The following is a 21,936-nucleotide window of genomic DNA, read 5'->3' as shown; positions in this document are numbered from 1 at the left end:
GGGCGGGGTCAACCATTGCCTCAAGAATTGCGTGGATTTATAAAGCGTTGAAAATCAAGCGCTTGCGCAATCTGTTTGCCGGCAGAGCCTTTGCCGGTCTATGAGCATGCACAATCGAACGACGATCGAGGCCCTGCCGCGCATCCGGCGCGGACAGCCTCTTATGGAGAAAAGAATGCGCGAGACCATCGCAAACGCCCTCAAGGACGCCCTCAAGGCCAAGGACGCCTGTCGTGTTTCCACGCTGCGCCTGATCCAGGCGACGCTGAAGGACCGCGACATCGCCAACCGCGGTGTCGGCAAGGGCCCCGTGGAAACCGACGAACTGCTGCAGATCCTCGCCAAGATGATCAAGCAGCGCGAGGAATCCGCCAAGATCTTCGCCGAGAACGGCCGCCCGGAACTCGCCGCCCAGGAGCGCGAGGAAATCAAGGTCATCGAAGGTTTCCTGCCCGAGCAGATCTCCGAGGGCAAGATGAAGGACCTCATCGCGGCCGCCATCGCCGAGATCGGCGCGCAGGGCCTGCGCGACATGGGCAAGGTGATGGCCGTGCTCAAGGAGCGCTATCCCGGCCAGATGGACTTCGCCAAGGCCTCCGGCGTGGTGAAGGACCTGCTGAAGTAAACCGGTGAAACGGATTCGAGAAGAGGGCGGCTTCGGTCGCCCTTCTTCGTTTCAACACGCATTCCGTGCGGGGCGTGGGAACCAAAAGCAAAGCGCGGCGTTATACCCGATGGACAGGAGCCCGGCGAGACCGCGTTAATCGTGCATCGGCTGGCCCCGGCGAAGTGCATATCGTGCCGCCGGACTTGTTGCAGCGTCGTCACCGGTGGCCGTTTCGTCAAACGGAGCCCGGTTCCATGCGCGTCGTTTTCCTTGCCTCTCTCGCCCTTGCCCTTGCAGGTCCCGCCATCGCGCACGATGCCGCGAGCGGCTGGCAATACGAGATGTTCTGCTGCAACGGCAACAGCCACAACGGCGATTGCCAGATGATCCCGGCGACCACGGTGCGCATCGTCGAGGGCGGCTATCAGGTGACGCTCGCGCCCGGCGACCACCGTCTCGCCACCCGCCGCCACATCTTCCGCCTCTCGCAGGACAGCGCCCGCCGCTCGCAGGATGGCGAATACCATCTCTGCCTCTACCCGACCGAGGACACGCCGCGCTGTTTCTATGCGCCGGACATGGGTTTTTGACACGGCGGATTTGAGGTCCGGCCTGTGAATTGCTGTGGGTGGGCGACTATCGCTGGCGGCGGGGCGCTTGCATGGTTATATGGACCTCGACCGAGGTACCCATGCGTTTTTCCAATGCCTTCCTGGACGAGATCCGTGACCGCGTCTCCATTTCGGAGGTGATCGGCAAGCGCGTGACGTGGGACCGCAAGAAGACCAATGTCTCGCGCGGCGACTACTGGGCGTGCTGCCCGTTCCACGGCGAGAAGTCGCCGTCGTTCCACTGCGAGGATCGCAAGGGCCGCTACCATTGCTTCGGCTGCGGCGTCTCGGGCGATCACTTCCGCTTCCTCACCGATCTCGACGGGCTGTCCTTCCCGGAGGCCGTGCAGCAGATCGCCGACCTAGCCGGCGTCGCGATGCCCCAGCCGGACGCGCAGGCCGAGCAGCGCGAGAAGGAACGCATGGGCCTCGTCGAGGTCATGGAAATGGCGGCGCGTTTCTTCCAGGACCAGTTGCAGACGCCGGCGGGTGCGAAGGCGCGCGCATATCTGCGCGACCGCGGGCTGACGGGCCGTACCATCGAGACCTTCCGCCTCGGCTATGCCTCGGACAGCCGCAACGCGCTCAAGGAATTCCTGGCCGGCAAGGGCGTGCCGAAGGAGGCGATCGAGGCCTGCGGCCTCGTCGTGCATGGCCCGGAGATTCCGGTCTCCTACGACCGCTTCCGCGACCGCATCATGTTCCCCATCCTCTCAGTGCGGGAAAAGGTCATTGCCTTCGGCGGGCGGGCCATGTCGCCGGATGCGCCGGCGAAATACCTCAACTCCAACGAGACGGAGCTCTTCCACAAGGGCAGCGTGCTCTACAACCATGCCCGCGCCCGCAAGAGCGCCGGCCGCGCGGGCAACACTCCCCAGGACGAAAAAGCCGCGGGCACGATCATCGTCGTCGAAGGCTATATGGACGTGATCGCGCTCTACCAGGCCGGCATCGAGAATGCCGTCGCCCCGCTCGGCACGGCGCTGACGGAAAACCAGCTCGAACTGCTGTGGAAGATGACGCCGCAGCCGGTGCTCTGCTTCGACGGCGACGGGGCGGGCATTCGTGCGGCGAACCGCGCCGCCGATCTGGCGCTGCCCTTCATCAAGCCGGAACGGACCGTGCGCTTCGCCCTGCTTCCGGACGGCAAGGACCCGGACGATCTCGTGCGTCACGAGGGCCGCGCGCCCTTCGACAAGGTGCTGGCCGGCGCCCGACCGCTCGACGAGATGATCTGGAACCGCGAAGTGCAGGGCGCGAGCTTCGACACACCGGAAAGCCGGGCCGCGCTCGAAGCGCGCCTGCGCCAGATCACGGGCGCGATCGCCGACGAGGACGTGCGTCGCCATTACCAGCAAGGCATGCGCGACCGGCTGAACGCCTTCTTCCGTCCAGCCCCGCGGCAGGGCGGCGGCGGATTTTCCGGCAACCGGCAGGGCAGGGGCGGCGGGCGCGGCGCGCCGCAGGGTAGCGCCGTGCCGTCAGGCATTTCCGACCGGCTCGCCCGCTCGGCGCTGGTGCGCGGCGCGCAGGACCTGCCTGCCCTGCGCGAAAGCGTGCTGGCGCTCACCGTCGTCAACCATCCCGGCCTGTTCTTCAGCGATTACGATGAGATCGCCATCATCGAATACGAGAACCGCGACCTCCAACGCCTCTGGTCGTCGCTGCTCGGCACCGCCGGCTCCATCGGCGCGCGGCTCGATCGCGCGCGCCTCGTCGAGGAGCTGGAGGCGGCCGGATTCGAGGCGCTGCTCAAGGGTCTCGACCAGCAGATCCGCAATTCCCGCCTGTGGACCGCGACGGCGGAAGCGGCCCCGGAAGACGCCCGCGAAGGCTTCCTGCAGGCGCTCGCCCTTCACAAGCGCACCCGCGCCCTGCTCTGGCAGCGCCGCGAGCTGGAACGCGAACTCGCCATGGCTACGGAAGAGGGCGACGGCGAGCGGGTGCCGCAGATCCTGCGCGCGCTTCAGGAAGTACAGCTCGAGACCGTGCGCATGGAAAACCAGGAAGCCATTATCGAGGGGTTCGGCGTGCTGTCCGGCCGCGTGAAAGGGCCGGCGGGGAAATAGGCGTTTTCTCCTCTTCTCAATCTTCTTGCAACCCACCCTTAAATAAGAACAAATCAAGAACATTGTGTGCGAAAGCGAAACACGAGGGCTGGGTGGTTGCCGTGGGTTCCGGCTTGGCCAGAATGGGGGTAGAAAGTGCAGGTCATGATTCAAGCAGATTCCTCCCGTTCCCTGTCGGCACTGTTCGACGCGCAGGCCGCAAGCCCGCTCGATGTGCTCAAGCGCGTCTATGGCTACGATGCCTTCCGCGGCAAGCAGGAGGCGGTCGTCGAGCATGTGGCGGCGGGCGGCGATGCCGTCGTCCTCTTCCCGACCGGCGCGGGCAAGTCGCTGTGCTTCCAGATCCCGGCGCTGTGCCGCACGGGCGTCGGCATCGTCATCTCGCCGCTGATCGCCCTGATGCGCGATCAGGTCGAGGCGCTGAAGCAGCTTGGCGTCAGGGCGGCGGCGCTGAACTCCTCCCTCTCGCGCGACGAATTCTTCGCGGTGCGCGATGCCATGCGGGCCGGCGAACTCGATCTTCTCTACGTCACGCCGGAGCGCATCGTCACGGACGGTTTCGCCGAGCTCGTCGCCGACGCCCGCATCGCGCTCTTCGCCATCGACGAGGCGCATTGCGTCTCTCAGTGGGGCCACGACTTCCGGCCGGAATACCGCACGCTCGGCATGCTCGGCGAGCGCTATCCCGGCGTGCCGCGTATCGCGCTAACGGCGACGGCCGACCCGCACACGCGCGAGGACATCATCGAGCGTCTCGGCCTTCAGGATGCCGAGGTCTTCACCACCAGCTTCGACCGGCCGAACATTGCCTACGAGATCGCCGAGCGCGACCAGCCGCGCCAGCAACTGCTTCGCTTCCTGTCGCGTCATCAGGGCGAGAGCGGCATCGTCTACTGCCTGTCGCGCGCCAAGGTGGAGGACACCGCCGACTGGCTGAACACGCAGGGCATTCGCGCGCTGCCGTACCATGCGGGTTTCGACCGCGCGGTGCGCGACGCCAACCAGGATGCCTTCCTCAAGGAAGAAAACCTCTGCCTCGTCGCCACCGTCGCCTTCGGCATGGGGATCGACAAGCCGGATGTGCGCTATGTCGCCCATCTCGACCTGCCGGGTTCGGTGGAGGCCTATTACCAGGAGACGGGCCGCGCCGGGCGTGACGGCCTGCCGTCCGACGTGTGGATGGCCTATGGCATGGCGGATGTCGTGCAGCGCCGCAAGATGATCGACGAGGGCAACGCGGCCGACGAGATCAAGCGCATCGAGCGGGCCAAGCTGATGGCGCTGCTCGCCATCTGCGAGACGGCGGGCTGCCGGCGCCAGGCGATCCTCGCGCATTTCGGCGAATCCCATGCCGGCCGCTGCGGTAATTGCGATACCTGCCGCAACCCGGTCGAGACCTGGGACGGCACGGAGGCCGCCATCAAGGCGCTCGCAGCCGTCTACCGCACCGGCGAGCGGTTTGGCGCGGGGCATCTCATCGATGTGCTGATGGGATCGGTCAACGAGAAGACCGAGCGCTTCGGCCACACGGAAATGCCGGTCTTCGGGGCGGGCAAGGATATCGCGCCGCGCATCTGGCAATCGATTTTCCGGCAATTGCTGGCCGGCGGGCTCGTCAGCGTCGACCATGCCGCCTTCGGCGCGCTGAAGCTGGAACCGGAGGCGCGCGCCGTCTTCCGCCACGAGCGGCAGGTGCTGTTCCGCAAGGACCGGCCACAGACGGGCCGCAAGGCCAAGGGCGGCGGCTCGCCCGCCGCGCGCGAGCGCTCCAACCTTGCCGGTTCCGACCGCGAGCTTTTCGAACTGCTGCGCGCCGAACGCCTTTCGATCGCCAAGGACCTCGACGTGCCGCCCTATGTCGTCTTCCCGGATACGACGCTGATCGCGCTCGCCAAGGAGCGCCCGCGCGACCGTGAGGAACTATTGGACATTCCCGGCATCGGCGTTTCCAAGCGCGACCGGTTCGGCGACGCCTTCCTGGCGGTCATCGAGGAATTTGCCGGCTGAGGCTTTTTTGAAACGCCCTGTCGGAACGTTCGGCGGTGCTTCGTCCTTGCTGTAGGTCAGCAAGGAGGACGTCACGATGAAAGTCACCCAGCATCTCTGGTTCGCGAAAGACATGGAGGCCGCCATCGGCTTCTACGCCTCGCTTATTCCCGGCTCCTCGGTCCATTGGGTCTCGCCGCTGCCGGCCGAAACGCCGAGCGGCCCGCCCGGCAGCGTCAAGATCGCGAGCTTCACGCTCGGCGATCAGCGCTACATGGCCATCGAGGCCGGCCCGCTCGACCCGTTCAACCACAGCTTCTCCATCATGGTCGAATGCGAGACGCAGGGCGATCTCGACCGGCTCTGGGATGCGCTGAAGGAGGGCGGCTCGGTGGAGCAATGCGGCTGGCTCAAGGACCGCTGGGGCCTCTCCTGGCAGATCGCGCCGGCCCGGCTCGGCGAATTGATGAACGATCCGGACCAGGCGAAGGTCAAACGCGTCACCGAGGCCATGCTGAAAATGGTCAAGCTCGACATCGCCCCGCTGGAGGCGGCGGCGGCGGGATGAAGGGCAGCCCCAGCGTTACATCCGCACCGTCATTCCCCCATCCACCACCAGCACATGGCCGTTGACGAAGGAGGCGGCGTCGCTGGCGAGGAAGAGGGCGGCGCCGGCGATCTCGTCGGCGCGGGCCCAGCGCTGGACCGGGATGCGCTGGCGCACGAAGGGCATCAGCTCCTCGTTGGCGGCCATGGCCGCATTGGTTTCCGTCGCGAACCAGCCGGGTGCGATGGCGTTGCTGGTGATGCCGTCGGGGCCGTATTCGACCGCCATGCTGCGCATCAGGCCGGTGAGGCCCTGCTTGGCGGCGGGGTAGATGCCGTCGTTCGGCATGGCCACATGGCCACCGATCGAGGTGATGGAAATCAACCGTCCGTGGCCGTTGCGCTTCATGAGCGCGGCGGCGTCGCGCGAAAGGCTGGCGGCGGCCGAAAGGTCGGTGCGGATCAGGTCGTCGATCGCCTCGTCGTCCATCTCGGATAGCGGCCGGCGGTCGCGGGCGCCGACATTGTTGACGAGCACATCGAGGCGGCCGTGCCGGCGCTCGATCTCGCCGAGCGCCGCGCGCTGGGCGGCGCGGTCGGCAATGTCGAAGGCGGCGGCCGTCGCACTGCCGCCGGCCGCGGCGATCCTGGCGACGGCCTCCTCCAGGGTCGCGGCCGTCCGTCCCGTGACGACCACATGCGCGCCGGCCTCCGCCAGCGCCCTGGCGATCTCGAAGCCGAGGCCGCGCCCGCCGCCGGTGACGAGGGCGACGCGGCCCTTCTGGGAAAACCTGTCCAATATCGTCATCGCCCGCATCCTTTCGTGGCGCCAACGGACAGGGGCGAGGCGTGCCTGTCAACCCCGATGGCGGTGCGTGCGGCTTTGTCCTTTGGCAAAAAAGACGCTATGTCGCCCGTCTGAAAGGATTCCCGCCATGGCCCAGAACATCTACGACCAGCCTGCCTTCTTCGAAGGCTACAGCAGCCTTCCGCGCTCGGTTCACGGGCTGGCGGGGGCGGCGGAATGGGAATCGGTGCGCGCGCTGCTGCCCGATCTCAAGGATCGGCGGATCGTCGATCTCGGTTGCGGTTTCGGCTGGTTCGCGCGCTATGCGGCGGAGCAGGGCGCGCAGAGCGTGCTCGGCCTCGACCTTTCGGAGAATATGATCGCCCGGGCGAAGGCGGAGACGGCCTCGCCCGCCGTGCGCTACGCGATCGCCGATCTCGACAGGCTCGACCTGCCGGAAGGCGGTTTCGACTTTGCCTATTCGTCGCTCGCCTTTCACTATATCGCAGATTTCGACCGGCTGGTGCGGACCGTCCATGCCGCGCTCGTTGCGGGCTCGTCCTTCGTCTTCACCATCGAGCACCCGCTCTACATGGCGCCTTCCGCGCCGGACTGGGCGGAGGTGGGCGGGAAAACGGTCTGGCCGGTCGACGGCTATCTCGTCGAGGGACCGCGCACGACCGACTGGCTCGCCAAGGGCGTCGTCAAACATCACCGTACACTCGGTACCACGCTGAACGCGCTGGTGGCGGCGGGTTTTGTTATTCGCCATGTCGAGGAATGGCGGCCGAGCGCGGCGCAGCTTGCCGAGCACCCGGAATGGCAGGTGGAACTCAACCGGCCGATGTTCCTGCTCATCGCCTGCGATCGCCCCTGAAAACAGCGCTGCGGCCCTTTACGCGGGCCGTCGCTGCGCTAGAACTATCCTCGTGGAGCAATTCGCCGGCATCACGATCAAAAAGACAGGCCGGCGCATATCGGAAGGGGAGCCGAGCCCATGAGCCGACCGACATTGCCGCTGGACGGCGCCTGCCGCTGCGGGAAGGTGAAAATCCGCATCAGCGCGCCGCCGATGATCACCATGGCCTGCCATTGCACCGGCTGCCAGCGCATGTCCGGCAGCGCCTATTCGCTGAGCGCGGCGATCCCGGCCGAAGGGTTCTCCGTCATCGCGGGCGAGCCGGTGGTTGCCGGTGCCAGCCCGGAGGCCGGGCATCATTTCTGCCCGGACTGCATGACATGGATGTTCACCCGCCCGGCGGGGCTCGATTTCTTCGTCAATGTTCGGCCGACCATGCTGGACGATGTCAGCTGGTACAGCCCCTTCGTCGAGACCTATACGAGCGAACAGCTCCCCTGGGCGACAACGCCGGCCGCCCACAGCTATGAGAAGTTTCCGCCGATGGAGGACTTCGAGCCGCTGATGGCCGCCTATGCGGCGCGCGTGGCGTAAGACGCGGCCCTTCGCCGTTCCCGATCTCCCGTAATTTACGAGTGTGCCCATGACCTCCGCCTTCATCGCCCATCTCAAATCCGAAATCGAAGGCCTCAAGTCCGGCGGCCTCTACAAGGCCGAGCGCGTCATCACCTCCAAGCAGGCCGGCGAGATCGCGGTCGCCTCGGGCGAGCGCGTGCTGAACTTCTGCGCCAACAACTATCTCGGCCTTGCCGACAACGAGGAACTGGTCGAGGCCGGCAAGCAGGCGCTCGACCGTTACGGCTACGGCATGGCCTCGGTGCGCTTCATCTGCGGTACGCAGGAAGAGCACAAGCAGCTCGAGGCGCGCATCTCCTCGTTCCTCGGGCTGGAGGATACGATCCTCTATTCCTCCTGCTTCGATGCGAACGGCGGCCTCTTCGAGACGCTGCTTTCCGAGGAGGACGCCATCATTTCCGATGCGCTGAACCATGCCTCGATCATCGACGGCGTGCGGCTCTCCAAGGCGAAGCGCTTCCGCTACGCCAACAACGACATGGCTGCGCTGGAGGAAGAACTGAAGAAGGCGGAAGGCAGCCGCTTCAAGATGATCGCGACCGACGGCGTCTTCTCGATGGACGGCATCATCGCCAACCTTCAGGGCGTCTGCGACCTTGCCGAAAAATACGGCGCGATGGTCATGGTGGACGACAGCCATGCCGTCGGCTTCGTCGGTAAACATGGCCGCGGCTCGGCGGAGCATTGCGGCGTCGAGGGCCGCGTCGATATCATCACCGGCACGCTCGGCAAGGCGCTGGGCGGTGCCTCTGGCGGCTATACGTCGGGCAAGCGCGAGGTGGTGGAGTGCCTGCGCCAGCGTTCGCGGCCCTATCTCTTCTCCAACACGCTCGCCCCGGTCATCGCCGCCGCCTCGCTGAAGGTCTTCGACCTGATCGACAATGGCGATGCGCTGCGCAAGCGCCTTTACGGCAATGCCGACCTCTTCCGGGCGGAGATGACGAAGCTCGGCTTCACGCTTGCCGGGGAGGGGCATCCGATCATTCCTGTGATGCTGGGCGACGCCGCGCTGGCGCAGGAAATGGCGAGCCGCATGCTGGAAAAGGGCGTCTATGTCATCGGCTTCTCCTTCCCCGTCGTGCCTCGGGGGCAGGCGCGCATCCGCACCCAGATGTCGGCGGCGCATAGCGAAGCCGATGTTCGCAAAGCGATTCAAGTCTTCGCGGAAGTCGGCCGCGACCTTGGCGTCATTTGAAGAGTCTTCTGAATCCCTTGCGGAGGTTTCGTCATGTCGAACATGATGCGTGCGCTGGTTAAAGCAAAACCTGAAGTCGGCCTTTGGATGGAGAACGTGCCGGTGCCGGAGGTCGGGCCGAACGACGTGCTGATCCGGGTGAAGAAATCAGCGATCTGCGGCACGGACGTGCATATCTGGAACTGGGACCATTGGGCGCAGAAGACCATTCCGGTGCCGATGGTCGTCGGCCATGAATTCGTCGGCGAGATCGCCGAGATCGGCTCGTCCGTCACCAAATACCATGTCGGCGAGCGAGTCTCGGGCGAGGGGCACATCGTCTGCGGCAAGTGCCGCAACTGCCGCGCCGGGCGCGGGCACCTCTGCCACTACACGAAGGGCGTCGGCGTCAACCGGCCGGGCTCCTTCGGCGAGTTCGTGTGCATCCCCGAGCACAATGTCGTGCCGATCCCCGACGACGTGCCGGACGAGGTGGCGGCGATCTTCGATCCGTTCGGCAATGCCGTGCACACGGCGCTCTCCTTCGACCTCGTCGGCGAGGACGTGCTCGTCACCGGCGCCGGGCCGATCGGCATCATGGGGGCGATGGTGGCGAAACGCTCCGGCGCGCGCAAGGTCGTCATTACCGACATCAATCCGGTGCGCCTCGACCTTGCCCGCAAGGTCGGCATCGATCATGTGGTCGATGCGTCGAAGCAGGACCTTGCCGAGGTCATGACGGAAATCGGCATGACGGAGGGGTTCGACGTCGGGCTCGAAATGTCCGGTGCGCCACCGGCCTTCCGCTCGATGATCGACACGATGAACAATGGCGGCAAGATCGCCATCCTCGGCATCGCGCCCGATGGTTTCGGCATCGACTGGAACAAGGTGATCTTCAAGATGCTGACGCTGAAGGGCATCTACGGCCGCGAGATGTTCGAGACCTGGTACAAGATGATCGCCTTCGTGCAGGGCGGGCTCGACCTTTCGCCGATCATCACCCACCGGATCGGGATCGACGAATTCCGGGACGGCTTCGAGGCGATGCGCTCGGGCAATTCCGGCAAGGTCGTCATGGATTGGCACTGACGCATGTTGCGCAAAAGTGCGTAGCGGTTTTGCGACAACGACATGCGCCAAAGATCAGAAGGAGAAACGCGATGAAATACGAGGGAAGCTGCCATTGCGGCAAGATCGCCTTCGAGGTCGAGGGCGAGTTCGATACGGGGCTCGACTGCAACTGTTCCATGTGCCGCCGGCGCGGCGGCCTGCTCGCCTTCGTGCCGCGGGAAATGCTGGTGCTGACGACCCCGGAAGAAAACGTGTCGACCTACACGTTCAATCGCCATGCCATCCAGCATCATTTCTGCGCCACCTGCGGCATCGCGCCCTATGGGGAGGGCAAGGATCCGAAAGGAAACAGCATGGCGGCGGTCAATCTGCGCTGCCTGCCGGCGGTCGATCTTGAGACACTGACGATCACCAAGGTGGATGGACGCTCGTTCTGAAACCTTCGCGTGCGAATCGCCGTGCGGGCGGCTGTGGGTGTGCCAAGGCTGCGGGCTCTTGTCTTTCGGGGATTTGCGCCTACATGAAGGCTCAATCGCCCGGATCCGCCGACAGTCCTGTCCGCGAAGCCGAATCGGAACCTTTTGCGGCTTTTTTGCCGGAAAAGCTTGACGTAACCGAAAATTCTGGGAATCACCATTGTTGGCTGTGAAGGAATGGGTACGGCGGATCGGGAAGTCATGTCAATTGTGCTGCATCGGCGGCACGTCCACCATCCCGCGGGCCGGGATGTGGTTAATCGAGATTTAATTGTCAATCCGTTAGGTCAGGGACGCTGATAAGCGATTGCGCATGCCGAAGGGCGATCGGCTGCGGAAACCCTAACCGCTTGAAAACTGGATGATCAGGAAAGCGACGAAATAAATGGCGACAAAGGTCAAAGAGAACGAGGAAGTCGAAAACGAACGCGAAGGCGCATCCGACGGCCCTCTTCTCGATCTTTCCGATGATGCAGTCAAGAAGATGATCAAGGCCGCCAAGAAGCGTGGCTATGTCACGATGGACGAGCTGAATTCCGTCCTGCCCTCCGAGGAAGTCACCTCGGAGCAGATCGAGGACACGATGGCCATGCTCTCGGATATGGGCATCAACGTCATCGAGGACGAGGACGCCGAAGAGGCGAACCAGGGCGGCGACGACGAGGGCGGCGACGACGACAACGAGAGCGAAGGCGGGGAAATCGCCAACTCCGGCGGCACCGCGCTTGCGACCGCCAAGAAGAAAGAGCCGACCGACCGCACGGACGACCCGGTGCGCATGTACCTGCGCGAGATGGGCTCGGTCGAGCTCCTGTCGCGCGAGGGCGAAATCGCCATCGCCAAGCGCATCGAGGCTGGCCGCGAGACGATGATCGCCGGCCTCTGTGAGAGCCCGCTGACGTTCCAGGCCATCATCATCTGGCGGGATGAACTCAACGAAGGCCAGACGCTTCTGCGCGAGATCATCGACCTCGAGACGACCTATTCCGGTCCCGAGGCGAAGGCTGCCCCGCAGTTCCAGAGCCCGGAAAAGATCGAGGCCGACCGCAAGGCGGCCGAGGAGAAGGAAAAGAACCGCCGGCCGCGCGCCGCCAACGACGACGACATCACCAATGTCGGCGGCGAGGGCCTGCCGCCGGAGGAAGAGGAAGAGGACGACGACGAGTCGAACCTGTCGCTCGCCGCCATGGAAGCGGAACTGCGCCCGCAGGTCATGGAGACGCTCGACACGATCGCCGAGACCTACAAGAAGCTGCGCAAGCTGCAGGACCAGCAGGTGGAAGCCCGCCTGCAGGCGACCGGCACGCTCTCGCCTGCCCAGGAGCGCCGCTACAAGGAGCTCAAGGACGAGCTGATCACGGCCGTCAAGTCGCTGTCGCTCAACCAGAACCGCGTCGACAGCCTCGTCGAGCAGCTCTACGACATCAACAAGCGCCTTGTGCAGAACGAGGGCCGCCTGTTGCGTCTGGCCGAGAGCTACGGCGTCAAGCGCGACTCGTTCCTGGAGCAGTACAACGGTGCGGAACTCGATCCGAACTGGATGAAGTCGATCGCCAACCTTGCGGCCCGCGGCTGGAAGGAATTCGCCAAGAGCGAAAACACGATGATCCGCGACATTCGCCAGGAGATCCAGAATCTCGCCACCGAGACCGGCATTTCCATCTCGGAATTCCGCCGTATCGTGCATATGGTGCAGAAGGGCGAGCGCGAGGCGCGCATCGCCAAGAAGGAGATGGTGGAAGCCAACCTCCGTCTCGTGATCTCGATCGCCAAGAAGTACACGAACCGCGGCCTGCAGTTCCTGGATCTCATCCAGGAGGGCAATATCGGCCTCATGAAGGCGGTCGACAAGTTCGAGTATCGCCGCGGCTACAAGTTCTCCACCTACGCGACGTGGTGGATCCGGCAGGCGATCACCCGTTCGATCGCCGACCAGGCCCGCACGATCCGCATTCCGGTGCACATGATCGAGACAATCAACAAGATCGTGCGCACCTCGCGCCAGATGCTGCACGAGATCGGCCGAGAGCCGACGCCGGAGGAACTGGCCGAAAAGCTCGCCATGCCGCTCGAAAAGGTCCGCAAGGTCCTGAAGATCGCCAAGGAGCCGATCTCGCTGGAAACGCCCGTCGGCGACGAAGAGGATTCGCATCTCGGCGACTTCATCGAGGACAAGAACGCGCTGCTGCCGATCGACGCCGCCATCCAGGCGAACCTGCGCGAGACGACGACCCGCGTGCTGGCCTCGCTGACGCCGCGCGAGGAGCGCGTCCTGCGCATGCGCTTCGGCATCGGCATGAACACCGACCACACGCTGGAAGAAGTCGGCCAGCAGTTCTCGGTCACCCGCGAACGTATCCGCCAGATCGAGGCGAAGGCGCTGCGCAAGCTCAAGCACCCCAGCCGGTCCCGTAAGCTGCGCTCGTTCCTCGATAGCTGAGGCGGCGAAGAAACGAAAAGCCCCGCGAACCGGAAGGTCGCGGGGCTTTTTCTATTCTATGGTCTGCCGGGCCTTACCAGCTGCCGCAGCTCTTCAACTGTTGCGAATATTTGATGGCCATGGTTGCCGCGCGCTTGCCGCCTGTCTTGGCCGTCGAACTCCAGTTGCCGCGCTTGTAGCCGGCATGGCCGTGGTAATAGGCGATGTAGAGGCGGTAGGTGTCGTTCAGCGCGATGCCGTTCCGCCGGTTGCTCTCGCTGTGATACCAGCCGATGAAGCGGATGGCGTCGGAAAAATCGGTGCGCTTGGCGGCCCAGCGGCCTGTCTCGCGCTTGTAGCGCTTCCAGGTGCCGTCGAGCGCCTGCGAGAAGCCGAGGGCCGTCGACTGGCGCTTCCATGGAATGAAGCCGAGCAGGTAGGTGCGCGGCGGGCGGGCATTATGCCGGAAGCCGGACTCGGTGTAGATGGTGGCCATCAGCACGGGCACGGGCACGCCGTATTCGCGCTCGACACTATAGGCGGCACGCCGCCAGTTCTCGAAGAAGCCGTCGCGCTGCTCGAAGATGGCGCAGGCATTCTGCGTCTGTCGGGGAACGGACGCGCATCCGGCGAGCAGCAGGAGGACGACGATCAATACGCAACGCATCGCTTATCCTCAAAATTCCCGGATATTTATGAATGGTAAATCTTAACAATCCGTTTTGATTCAATTGCCATTTGATCCCTCCCATTCATCGGCGTGATCCGCCTATCAAATATGCAAATGCATTATTTTGTTGCGCTTTTTGCCCTTCCAGCCTAATCAATCCATACGACGCCGGCCCTTCGCGCACGATTGTTCCGGACCGTGAAACGCCGTCCTGCCATCGGATTTCGGCCAGCGCCGTCCGGATGCATGACGGTTTGCGACCGGGCCCTTTCGAGGCCCCAGTTCAGGAGAAAGACCATGAAGAAGCAGATTTTCGCCGGAGCCTTCCTTGCGGCTTCCGTCGCTTTTGCGCCGCTCGCCCATGCCGATATCGTCATCGGCCTCATCGCCCCGCTGACCGGCCCGGTCGCGGCCTATGGCGACCAGGTCAAGAACGGCGCGGAAGCGGCCGTCGCCGAGATCAACAAGAACGGCGGCATCCTCGGCGAGCAGGTCGTGCTGAAGCTGACGGACGATGCCGGCGAGCCCAAGCAGGGCGTTTCGGCCGCCAACCAGATCGTCGGCGAAGGCATCCGCTTCGTCGTCGGCCCGGTCACCTCGGGCGTTGCCATTCCGGCCTCCGACGTCCTGGCTGAAAACGGCATCCTGATGGTCACCCCGACCGCGACGGCGCCGGACCTGACGGCTCGCGGCCTCACCAATGTCCTGCGCACCTGCGGGCGTGACGACCAGCAGGCCGAAGTCGCCGCCGCCTATGTGCTGGCCAACCTCAAGGACAAGAAGGTCGCCGTGATCCACGACAAGGGCGCCTACGGCAAGGGCCTTGCCGATGCCTTCAAGGCGGCGCTCAACAAGGGCGGCGTCACCGAGGCGCTCTACGATTCGGTCACGCCCGGCGACAAGGATTTCAGCGCGCTGATCACCCGTCTCAAGGCTGACGGCGTCGAGGTCATCTACTTCGGCGGCTACCATCCGGAAGGCGGCCTCCTGGCCCGTCAGCTGAAGGACCTCTCGGTCAACGCGACGATCATCGGCGGCGAAGGCCTGTCGAACAGCGAATACTGGGCGATCGGCAACGAAGCGGCTGCCGGCACGCTCTTCACCAACGCGTCCGACGCGCTGAAGAGCCCCGATTCGCAGGCGGCCGTCGCTGTGCTCAAGGAAAAGGGCGTTCCGCCGGAAGCCTTCACGCTGAACGCCTATGCCGCCGTCGAGGTTCTGAAGGCCGGCATCGAGAAGGCCGGCAGCGCCGAGGATGCCGCCGCCGTCACCGCGGCGCTGAAGTCCGGCGAAGCCATCCCGACCGCCATCGGCAAGCTCACCTACGGCGAAACCGGCGACCTTACCTCGCAGAGCTTCTCGCTCTTCAAGTGGGAAGACGGCAAGATCGTCGCCGCCGAATAAGGTCATCGCGATTTGGAATGCGAACGCCGGGGCTTTGCTCCGGCGTTTTTGTTGTGTGCTAGCCTCTCCTTCGTCACCCCGGACTTGATCCGGGGTCCAGCCACCGCGCGTCTGCGCGGTGAGGGGAGCCTTCTGCGCTCACGGACGTGAGCGCGCTGGATGCCGGATCAAGTCCGGCATGACGGGGGAGAAGACAGGCATCTACCGTCCCGCGCGAAATTTCTCCTTCAGCCGCGCGATATCCGCCGCGCTCCAGTCCGTCACATCCGTCACCGCGATCCACGGATCGACATAATGCTCGCCGGCATAGACGTGGCCCAGTCCCATGGGCGTCGTCGTGGCCATCGCCATGTCGAGCGTCAGTTGCAGGAAGGTGACGACGGGGTACCATTGGAAGTCCGGCGAGACGTCCGGCCCGCGCGGCACGGCCATCCAGGCCGGCTGGCGATAGAAGGAATAGGGATCGTAGAAGACGATCGGGTCGCTGGCATATTGCAGATAAACGATGCGCATCGGGCCCCAATGGTCGCCCGCCTCCGGCAGCGCATTGCGCTGGCTGGTGAAGCGCACATAGGAGCCGTCGCGGAAGCGCGGCAGCCAGGCCGGCGTGCCGGGCTCGCGATCGGCCGTCATCTTGCGCCAGATGCGGCTGGGGAAGGGTGGCCCGGCCCAGAGCGCGCCCTGGTAGGGATCGCCGATCACCTCGAAGAGTTCCGCCGACTGTTCCGACGACAGCGCGCCGAGGCTGAGGCCGTAGAGATAGAGTTTCGGCCTTCCTTCCTTCGGCAGGCTCGTCCAGTGGCCGTAGACCGCGTGGAAGAGTGCGCGGGCGGCCTCGGCGCCATAGTCCGGTTCGGCGAGCAGCGAGAGCCAGCTCGCCAGATAGGAATACTGGATGGCGATGCTGGCGATATCGCCATGGTGCAGGTACTCGACCGTATCGATGCCTTCCGGATCGACCCAGCCGGTGCCGGTCGGCATGACGATGACGAGCGTCGAGCGCTGGAAGCCGCCGACGCGGATGAGTTCGTCGAGCGCGATCTTCGCCCGCGCCTCCGGCGTTTCGGCGGCGTTGAGGCCGGCATAGACGCGCAGCGGCTCCAGCGCGGGCTTGCCCGTAAAGGTGGATATCTCCGCCGCCGTCGGCCCGCTCGCGACGAAGGACCGGCCCATGCGGCCGAGTTCGTCCCAGCGCACCAGCGATGCCTTGCTTCCCGACTTCAGCGGATCGGCCGGTTCGGCGGTATCCGGCTCGATCACCTGGTCAAGCCGGCGGAAGGAGGAATCGGCCGTGTGCAGCACGAAACGCACGAGAAGGCCGTCGGCCAGCGTCCAGAACAGGGTCGCGGCCAGGGCCGTGCCGATGACATAGGAAAGCCGCCGCGGGGCCGCGCGCCGCGAGGTTCTGGCAAAGAGGCGAACGAGGAAGGCGAAGAGCCGCCCGAGGCCGAACAGCGCCAGAAAAACCGCAAGCGCGATGAGACCGACATAGAACGGGTGCGCCGTCTCGATCGGCGGCAGGTGCATCAGCGTGCGGATCGAGTTCTGCCATTCGGCCGTGCGCCAGAGGAAGACGAGCACCACGACGCCGCAAATGCCGCCGGCAGCCGCCTTGAGGGCGAGCCGCACGCGGTCCTTCGGTTCGGGCAGTTCCAGCCAGAACCACAGGGCGGAGAGAAGAACGCCGAGGCCATAGCCGCAGGCCATCGCGACACCGGACAACAGCCCTTGCGTGACATAGGTGCGCGGCAGGAGGCTGGGTGTCAGGGAGGCCGCGAAGAGCAGCGTGCCGAGCACCAGCCCGGTGGCGGAGAAGGAGAAAGCAAGACGCCAGAACCAATTCCGCACGACCGATACTCCTTCCGCTTCGCATGCCCGGTTGCCGCGAACCTTGCATGCCGACCCTGCCGGCGCAACCATGTGTCGCTTCCGTCGGCGCAGCTCCCATGCGGATTGGCGCCGGTAGGCGGTTCGCGCTAGTCTCTCCGCACGGGGAGGAAGCGGCATGATGCGCAAGGAAAAACCTGCGGAGAGCCCGGATGCCTATGCCGCCGCGCTCGGCGGCTGGCGGCGGGACATCGTCGACACATTGCGCGTTGCGGTGGTTGCCGCCGGGGCACCGGTGGAACGCATCAAATGGGGCCACATCGTCTGTTTTTCCAACGGGCCGGTTCTGCTGATCCGGGCGGAGGACGCGCGCGTGCTCTTCGGCTTCTGGCGCGGCAAGCGTCTGGTGGAGATCGAGCCACGGCTGAAGCCCGGCGGCAAATACGAGCTGGCGACGATGACGTTCCTCGAAGGCGACCGGGTGGACATGGCGATTGCCGAGCGGCTCGTGCGCGCGGCGATCCGGCTGAACGCCGAGATCGGCGATCCCACCAAGGCCACGTAGAGGCTCCCGATAAAATATCCGTCCCCTTGTCGGATCGCGATGGCGACACACGTCCTTGTCATGTCCGAACCAAGGAGGAGACGAACATGACCTATGTCGATGGATTCGTGCTGGCCGTGCCGAAGGCCAAGATCGAGGCCTACAAGGCGATGGCGCGCGCCGCGGGTGCGGTGTGGAAGGAATATGGGGCGATCGACTATGTCGAATGCACCGCAGAAGACGTGCCTTATGGCGAACTCACCTCGTTTCCCCGCGCCGTGCAGGCGAGCGAAGACGAGATCGTGATCTTTTCCTGGATCACCTACAAATCGCGCGCGCAGCGCGATGACATCGTCGCCAAGGTCATGGCCGACGAGCGGCTGGGCGGCGAGGAATGGAAGGACATCTTCGACGGCAAGCGCATGATCTACGGCGGCTTCGAGACCTTCCTCGAGTTGTGAGCGAATGGCGGGTGCGCTATCAACGCACCCGCCATCCGTAAGAAAGGACCTGCCATGATGAACCTCTACTATGCAATCGTCGGCACCACGACGGATACCAATGCCGGTCTTGCGCGCTTCATGGGCGTGATCATCGCCTTCATCGTCCTCGTCGGCTCCCTGTTCTGGGCGCTCGGCTGAGGTAGGCGCGCCGTGCCGCAGACGATCCTGACGGTCTCGACCCGCGGGCAGGGGCTCTACGAGTTCACCCGCGAGGCCGAGGCATTCGTGCGCAAGGCGGCCCAGGAAGAGGGGTTGCTGACGGTCTTCGTGCGCCATACCTCTTGCTCGCTGCTCATCCAGGAAAATGCCGACCCGGACGTCCGGCGCGACCTCGATACGTTCTTCCGCCGCCTCGTGCCGCCCGCCGACGATCCGTCCATGGCCTGGATCGTGCACACGCTGGAAGGGCCGGACGACATGCCGGCCCATATCAAGGCGGCGCTGACGCAGGTTTCGATCGGCATTCCCGTCATGGGCGGGCGCCTTGCGCTCGGCACCTGGCAGGGCCTTTACCTCTTCGAGCATCGCGACCGGCCGCATCGGCGCGAAATCGTGCTGCATCTCGGCCCTTGACGGAACTGCGTCACACGATGGAACGTTGCTGCCGGCGACCCGCTGAGAGGAGAGAGCCATGGCCGATACAGAAAGCATCAACCACGCCGTCATCGAGGCGCTGAACGCCCGCGATTTTGCCGCGCTCGCCGCCAAGGTCCACGAAGATGTCGCCATTTCCGGCATCGGCGAGGGCAGCGACAACGGCCGCGAGGCGCTGCGCGACCGTCTCGCCCGGCATTTCGAGGCATTCGACGAAAGCTATGGCGACGCGCTGGTGATGAGCGATGCGCTCGGCCACAATGTCGCGATCCGCGTGACGGCGCGCGGCACGTCCGCGGGCGGCGGCGCCTATTCGAAGGAGCGGATCTTTCTCCTCGACTTGGAGGAAGGCGCGATCACCCGCTTCGCGGTGTTTTCCGGTTCATGAAGTTGAACGCAGGCTGAACGGAGGATTCGGATTTCGTTCAGCCGCGCCGCCATATGGTCTCCTCAATCGCCGGACAGAACGGCGCCGGAACGAACAGGAGATCCTTCCATGACGACCCTTCTCAAAAAGACCATTCTCGCCGCCGTTCTCGGCCTCGGCGCCCTGACAGCCTCCGTTCCGGCCGCCTCCGCCGCCGGCCTCAGCGTTACCATCGACAATGTCGGCTACCGCAACGGCTTCCTCCAGGTGCAGGACTATGACGGCGGCTGGGAAGGCGGTTGGGACGGCGAGCGCCGCGGGCACGATCGCGATCGCTGGGACCGCCGCGACGACCGCCGCCACGGCGGCGGCTGGGGCGGCCGCCGCGGCCGCTGCTCGCCGGACCTCGCCGTCGCCAAGGCGCGCGATATCGGCCTGCGCCGTGCCCGCATCGTCGACGTGTCGCGCAGCAAGGTCGTAGTGGAAGGCTTCCGCCGTGGCGAATACCGCCGCATCGTCTTCGCGAACGACCGCGGCTGCCCGGCCCTCTGGCGTTAAGGGGCGAGGCCGGCCTTCCGGCGCTTGCCCGACGGACGCCGTCCACCTTGTCACCCCCGGCCGGCGGACGGCCACCCTCCCGGTTCTGCCGGGAGGGTTTTTTGCGTTTCGACAGCGCAAAACCCTTTGCCGACGCAGCGCTGCAACCTATGCTGGTTCAGAAGCAGGGGAGCCACATGAAGACGAGAGTATCGACGCCGCAGGATCTCTCCGCCGTGGAGGCCCTGCTTTGCCGCTCCTATCCGGCCATGATGGCCGAAGCCTATGAGGAGCGCCTGCTTGCCCTTGCCTTGCCCTTCATGATGCGGGCGAATCCCGACCTTCTCGCATCCGGCACGTTCCATGTCGTCGAAGAGGACGGCCGCATCCTCGGCTGCGGCGGCTGGACGTTTGGCGCGCCGGGTTCCGGCGAGACGATCGAGGGCCTGGCGCATCTGCGTCATTTCGCCGTCGATCCCGCTTGCGCAAGGCAGGGCATCGGCCGCGCGCTTTTTGCGGAATGCGCCCGCGCGGCGGCCGGGCAGGGCGCCTTGCGCTTTCAGGCGTTTTCGGGGCTGAACGCCGAGCCCTTCTATGCGCGCATGGGGCTGAAGCGGCTGGAAATCGTTTCCATTCCCATGGCCCCCGGCGTCGCCTTCCCGGTGGCCCTCATGGAGGGCCGGATCGACCGATCCGTATCGGCCTGGAATTGCTAGGGCAGTTTTCGGAAGTCATGACCTCCACCAGAGGTGGAGGTTTGAAACGCTGCGCTTGAACCGCTAGAAGCGGTTTTGCTATGTGTTAGTAGCTACGGTTAAAGAGGTCGGCAAAGTCGGAAGCTTTGTCGGCCTTTTCCTGATTACGGATATAACGTCTGACGACCTGCTCATCATAGCCAGCCGTAGAGACGAAGTACCCACGCGCCCAAAAGTGATAGCCCTTGTAGCGCCGCTTGCGGGCATATTTGTTGGCCACGTAAAGGGCCGTCTTGCCTTTCAAAAAGCCGACAATCGAAGACACCGAGTATTTCGGCGGGATCGATATCAGCATGTGCACATGGTCGGGCATCAAGTGCCCTTCCCTGATCTCGCATCCCTTTTGTCGAGCAAGATTATGCAGCAGATCACCCAACTCACGCCTTACGTCCCCGTAAAGGCGCTTCGTTCGGTACTTACTCGCGAAGACCACATGATATTTGCAGTCCCACGTCGCGTGTGATTGCGATCGTTCGTCCATAAAACCTCCGTTCTATGTCTCGGCCAATCTAGCGGTCCAAGCGCGGAGGTCTCTCAACGACAATGTAGAACCAGTCCAGTCCTCCACCGTAGGTGGAGGTTTATTTATTCCATAACGAAAAGGGCCGGTTTCCCGGCCCTTCCGTTCGATTGCCGTTTCTTGCGCCTTACTTGCCGAGCGCGAAGGTCACGTTGACGACGACGGAGTAGCTGTTCTCGCCGGCGGCGATCGGCACGGAGCCGGCCGCCGCATAGTCCTTGGCCACGGCGCGCATCATCGGCATCGGTTCGGCACGGTAGCTCGTTTCGGAAATCTCGATCACTCGGCCGAGGCCGACGCCGGCAGCGTCCGTGAGTTCCTTTGCCTTGGCCATGGCGTTCTCGACGGCCTTCTTGCGCGCTGCGCTGACGGCGGTATCCGGCTTGTCGTTGGTAAAGCGGATGCCCCCGCTCTGGTTGGCACCGAGCGTCACGGCCTTGTCAAGGATTTCGCCGAGCTTGGACAGGTCCCGCACGCGCAGCGTCACCGTGTTGGTGACCTGGAAGCCGATGAGGACCGGCGGCGGGTTCTCGCCCGTCGAGCTCTGCGGATACTGGTATTGCGGGTTGATCATGAAGCCGGAGGTCTGCAGGTCGCGCTCCTCGATGCCGGCTTCCTTCAGCGCGGCGAGGATTTCGGCCATGGCCTTGTTGTTGGCGTCGAGCGCCTCGCGGGCGGTCTTGGCGTCCTTGACGACGCCAAGGTCGATCAGCGCCATGTCGGGCGCGGCTTCGGCCGTGCCTTCGCCGGTAACGACGATGGTCGCCTCGCGCGGCTTTGCCGTGTCCTCGGCCTTGGCGGCCAGCGGAGCGGCGGCAAGGGCGAGCGAGAGGGCGACGAGGCTGGCGCCGGTGCGGCGGCCGAAGCTTCCGTGGAACATGTGGGAATATCTCCTGATGGTTGTGTCCCTTGCCCCGTTCTTCGCCTGCCATTGTGTGGAGAATGCGGCAGCGCTTGTGGGAAAGACCGAA

The 21,936-nt window shown here is 64.7% G+C and carries 24 protein-coding genes; 19 read left to right on the top strand and 5 right to left on the bottom strand.

Annotation, left to right across the window (positions count from 1 at the left end):
• The first annotated feature begins 175 nt into the window (after window positions 1-175).
• The 5 genes from Q9316_RS12655 (at window position 176) to Q9316_RS12635 (ending at window position 5,841) form a co-directional block, all read left to right on the top strand.
• The gene (locus tag Q9316_RS12655; RefSeq protein WP_306031966.1) at window positions 176-625 is read left to right on the top strand and encodes a GatB/YqeY domain-containing protein; all 450 of its coding nucleotides are present in this window, start codon (window positions 176-178) and stop codon (window positions 623-625) included.
• Between the two features lie 236 nt (window positions 626-861).
• The gene (locus Q9316_RS12650; protein ID WP_306031965.1) at window positions 862-1,197 is read left to right on the top strand and encodes a hypothetical protein; all 336 of its coding nucleotides are present in this window, start codon (window positions 862-864) and stop codon (window positions 1,195-1,197) included.
• Between the two features lie 101 nt (window positions 1,198-1,298).
• Entirely contained in the window at window positions 1,299-3,287 is a 1,989-nt protein-coding gene (gene dnaG, locus Q9316_RS12645) for a DNA primase (RefSeq protein WP_306031964.1), read from the top strand.
• Between the two features lie 144 nt (window positions 3,288-3,431).
• A complete protein-coding gene (gene recQ / locus Q9316_RS12640) occupies window positions 3,432-5,294 on the top strand; it encodes a DNA helicase RecQ (RefSeq protein WP_306031963.1) in 1,863 nt (620 codons plus the stop codon).
• Window positions 5,295-5,370: 76 nt separating this feature from the next.
• Window positions 5,371-5,841, top strand: coding sequence for a VOC family protein (locus tag Q9316_RS12635; protein WP_306031962.1), 471 nt, complete (start codon window positions 5,371-5,373; stop codon window positions 5,839-5,841).
• Window positions 5,842-5,856: 15 nt separating this feature from the next.
• Here Q9316_RS12635 and Q9316_RS12630 read toward each other — a convergent pair whose 3' ends face one another.
• Window positions 5,857-6,627: an SDR family oxidoreductase gene (locus tag Q9316_RS12630; protein WP_306031961.1), complete on the bottom strand. Its 771-nt coding sequence runs from the start codon at window positions 6,625-6,627 to the stop codon at window positions 5,857-5,859.
• 127 nt (window positions 6,628-6,754) lie between these two features.
• Here Q9316_RS12630 and Q9316_RS12625 point away from each other — a divergent pair, with 127 nt between their 5' ends.
• The 6 genes from Q9316_RS12625 to rpoD all read left to right on the top strand — a co-directional run bounded on the left by Q9316_RS12625 (window position 6,755) and on the right by rpoD (window position 13,265).
• Entirely contained in the window at window positions 6,755-7,483 is a 729-nt protein-coding gene (locus Q9316_RS12625) for a class I SAM-dependent methyltransferase (protein ID WP_306031960.1), read from the top strand.
• A 120-nt stretch (window positions 7,484-7,603) separates the two neighbouring features.
• Window positions 7,604-8,059: a GFA family protein gene (locus Q9316_RS12620; RefSeq protein WP_306031959.1), complete on the top strand. Its 456-nt coding sequence runs from the start codon at window positions 7,604-7,606 to the stop codon at window positions 8,057-8,059.
• A gap of 49 nt (window positions 8,060-8,108) precedes the next feature.
• Window positions 8,109-9,296 (top strand): glycine C-acetyltransferase, encoded by a 1,188-nt coding sequence (locus Q9316_RS12615; RefSeq protein WP_306031958.1) that lies wholly within the window; start codon window positions 8,109-8,111, stop codon window positions 9,294-9,296.
• A gap of 33 nt (window positions 9,297-9,329) precedes the next feature.
• Entirely contained in the window at window positions 9,330-10,367 is a 1,038-nt protein-coding gene (gene tdh / locus Q9316_RS12610; protein WP_306031957.1) for an L-threonine 3-dehydrogenase, read from the top strand.
• A 71-nt stretch (window positions 10,368-10,438) separates the two neighbouring features.
• On the top strand, window positions 10,439-10,786 hold the full coding sequence (locus Q9316_RS12605; RefSeq protein ID WP_306031956.1) for a GFA family protein: 348 nt from the start codon (window positions 10,439-10,441) through the stop codon (window positions 10,784-10,786).
• A 424-nt stretch (window positions 10,787-11,210) separates the two neighbouring features.
• Complete coding sequence (rpoD, locus tag Q9316_RS12600) at window positions 11,211-13,265, top strand: RNA polymerase sigma factor RpoD (protein WP_306031955.1); 2,055 nt, start codon at window positions 11,211-11,213, stop codon at window positions 13,263-13,265.
• A gap of 73 nt (window positions 13,266-13,338) precedes the next feature.
• Here the strand turns inward: rpoD and Q9316_RS12595 are convergent, their stop codons facing one another.
• Entirely contained in the window at window positions 13,339-13,911 is a 573-nt protein-coding gene (locus Q9316_RS12595) for a transglycosylase SLT domain-containing protein (protein WP_306031954.1), read from the bottom strand.
• A gap of 300 nt (window positions 13,912-14,211) precedes the next feature.
• On the opposite strand from Q9316_RS12595, the gene Q9316_RS12590 reads away from it, so the two are divergent.
• On the top strand, window positions 14,212-15,318 hold the full coding sequence (locus Q9316_RS12590) for a branched-chain amino acid ABC transporter substrate-binding protein (protein WP_306031953.1): 1,107 nt from the start codon (window positions 14,212-14,214) through the stop codon (window positions 15,316-15,318).
• A 201-nt stretch (window positions 15,319-15,519) separates the two neighbouring features.
• Here Q9316_RS12590 and Q9316_RS12585 read toward each other — a convergent pair whose 3' ends face one another.
• Entirely contained in the window at window positions 15,520-17,166 is a 1,647-nt protein-coding gene (locus tag Q9316_RS12585; RefSeq protein WP_306031952.1) for an alpha/beta hydrolase, read from the bottom strand.
• 157 nt (window positions 17,167-17,323) lie between these two features.
• Between Q9316_RS12585 and Q9316_RS12580 the strand changes: the two genes are divergently transcribed.
• From Q9316_RS12580 to Q9316_RS12550, 7 genes are all read left to right on the top strand, one after another.
• Entirely contained in the window at window positions 17,324-17,710 is a 387-nt protein-coding gene (locus Q9316_RS12580; protein ID WP_306031951.1) for a DUF1801 domain-containing protein, read from the top strand.
• Between the two features lie 86 nt (window positions 17,711-17,796).
• Entirely contained in the window at window positions 17,797-18,150 is a 354-nt protein-coding gene (locus tag Q9316_RS12575) for a DUF1428 domain-containing protein (RefSeq protein ID WP_306031950.1), read from the top strand.
• A 54-nt stretch (window positions 18,151-18,204) separates the two neighbouring features.
• Window positions 18,205-18,330, top strand: a complete 126-nt coding sequence (locus Q9316_RS12570; protein WP_306031949.1) for a hypothetical protein — start codon at window positions 18,205-18,207, stop codon at window positions 18,328-18,330.
• Window positions 18,331-18,342: 12 nt separating this feature from the next.
• On the top strand, window positions 18,343-18,765 hold the full coding sequence (locus tag Q9316_RS12565; RefSeq protein ID WP_306031948.1) for a secondary thiamine-phosphate synthase enzyme YjbQ: 423 nt from the start codon (window positions 18,343-18,345) through the stop codon (window positions 18,763-18,765).
• 58 nt (window positions 18,766-18,823) lie between these two features.
• The gene (locus tag Q9316_RS12560) at window positions 18,824-19,174 is read left to right on the top strand and encodes a nuclear transport factor 2 family protein (RefSeq protein ID WP_306031947.1); all 351 of its coding nucleotides are present in this window, start codon (window positions 18,824-18,826) and stop codon (window positions 19,172-19,174) included.
• Window positions 19,175-19,282: 108 nt separating this feature from the next.
• On the top strand, window positions 19,283-19,711 hold the full coding sequence (locus tag Q9316_RS12555; RefSeq protein WP_306031946.1) for a hypothetical protein: 429 nt from the start codon (window positions 19,283-19,285) through the stop codon (window positions 19,709-19,711).
• Between the two features lie 176 nt (window positions 19,712-19,887).
• A complete protein-coding gene (locus tag Q9316_RS12550; RefSeq protein WP_306031945.1) occupies window positions 19,888-20,406 on the top strand; it encodes a GNAT family N-acetyltransferase in 519 nt (172 codons plus the stop codon).
• An 85-nt stretch (window positions 20,407-20,491) separates the two neighbouring features.
• Here Q9316_RS12550 and tnpA read toward each other — a convergent pair whose 3' ends face one another.
• Both tnpA and Q9316_RS12540 read right to left on the bottom strand, forming a co-directional pair.
• Complete coding sequence (gene tnpA / locus Q9316_RS12545; RefSeq protein WP_306031944.1) at window positions 20,492-20,926, bottom strand: IS200/IS605 family transposase; 435 nt, start codon at window positions 20,924-20,926, stop codon at window positions 20,492-20,494.
• 166 nt (window positions 20,927-21,092) lie between these two features.
• Window positions 21,093-21,845: an SIMPL domain-containing protein gene (locus tag Q9316_RS12540; protein WP_306031943.1), complete on the bottom strand. Its 753-nt coding sequence runs from the start codon at window positions 21,843-21,845 to the stop codon at window positions 21,093-21,095.
• Window positions 21,846-21,936 lie beyond the last annotated feature (91 nt).

The sequence above is a fragment of the Shinella zoogloeoides genome, from assembly GCF_030733845.1.
GTDB lineage: Bacteria > Pseudomonadota > Alphaproteobacteria > Rhizobiales > Rhizobiaceae > Shinella > Shinella zoogloeoides_C.
The sequence above is the reverse complement of the archived record's forward strand: the minus strand, read 5'-3'. Positions and strand labels throughout refer to the sequence as shown.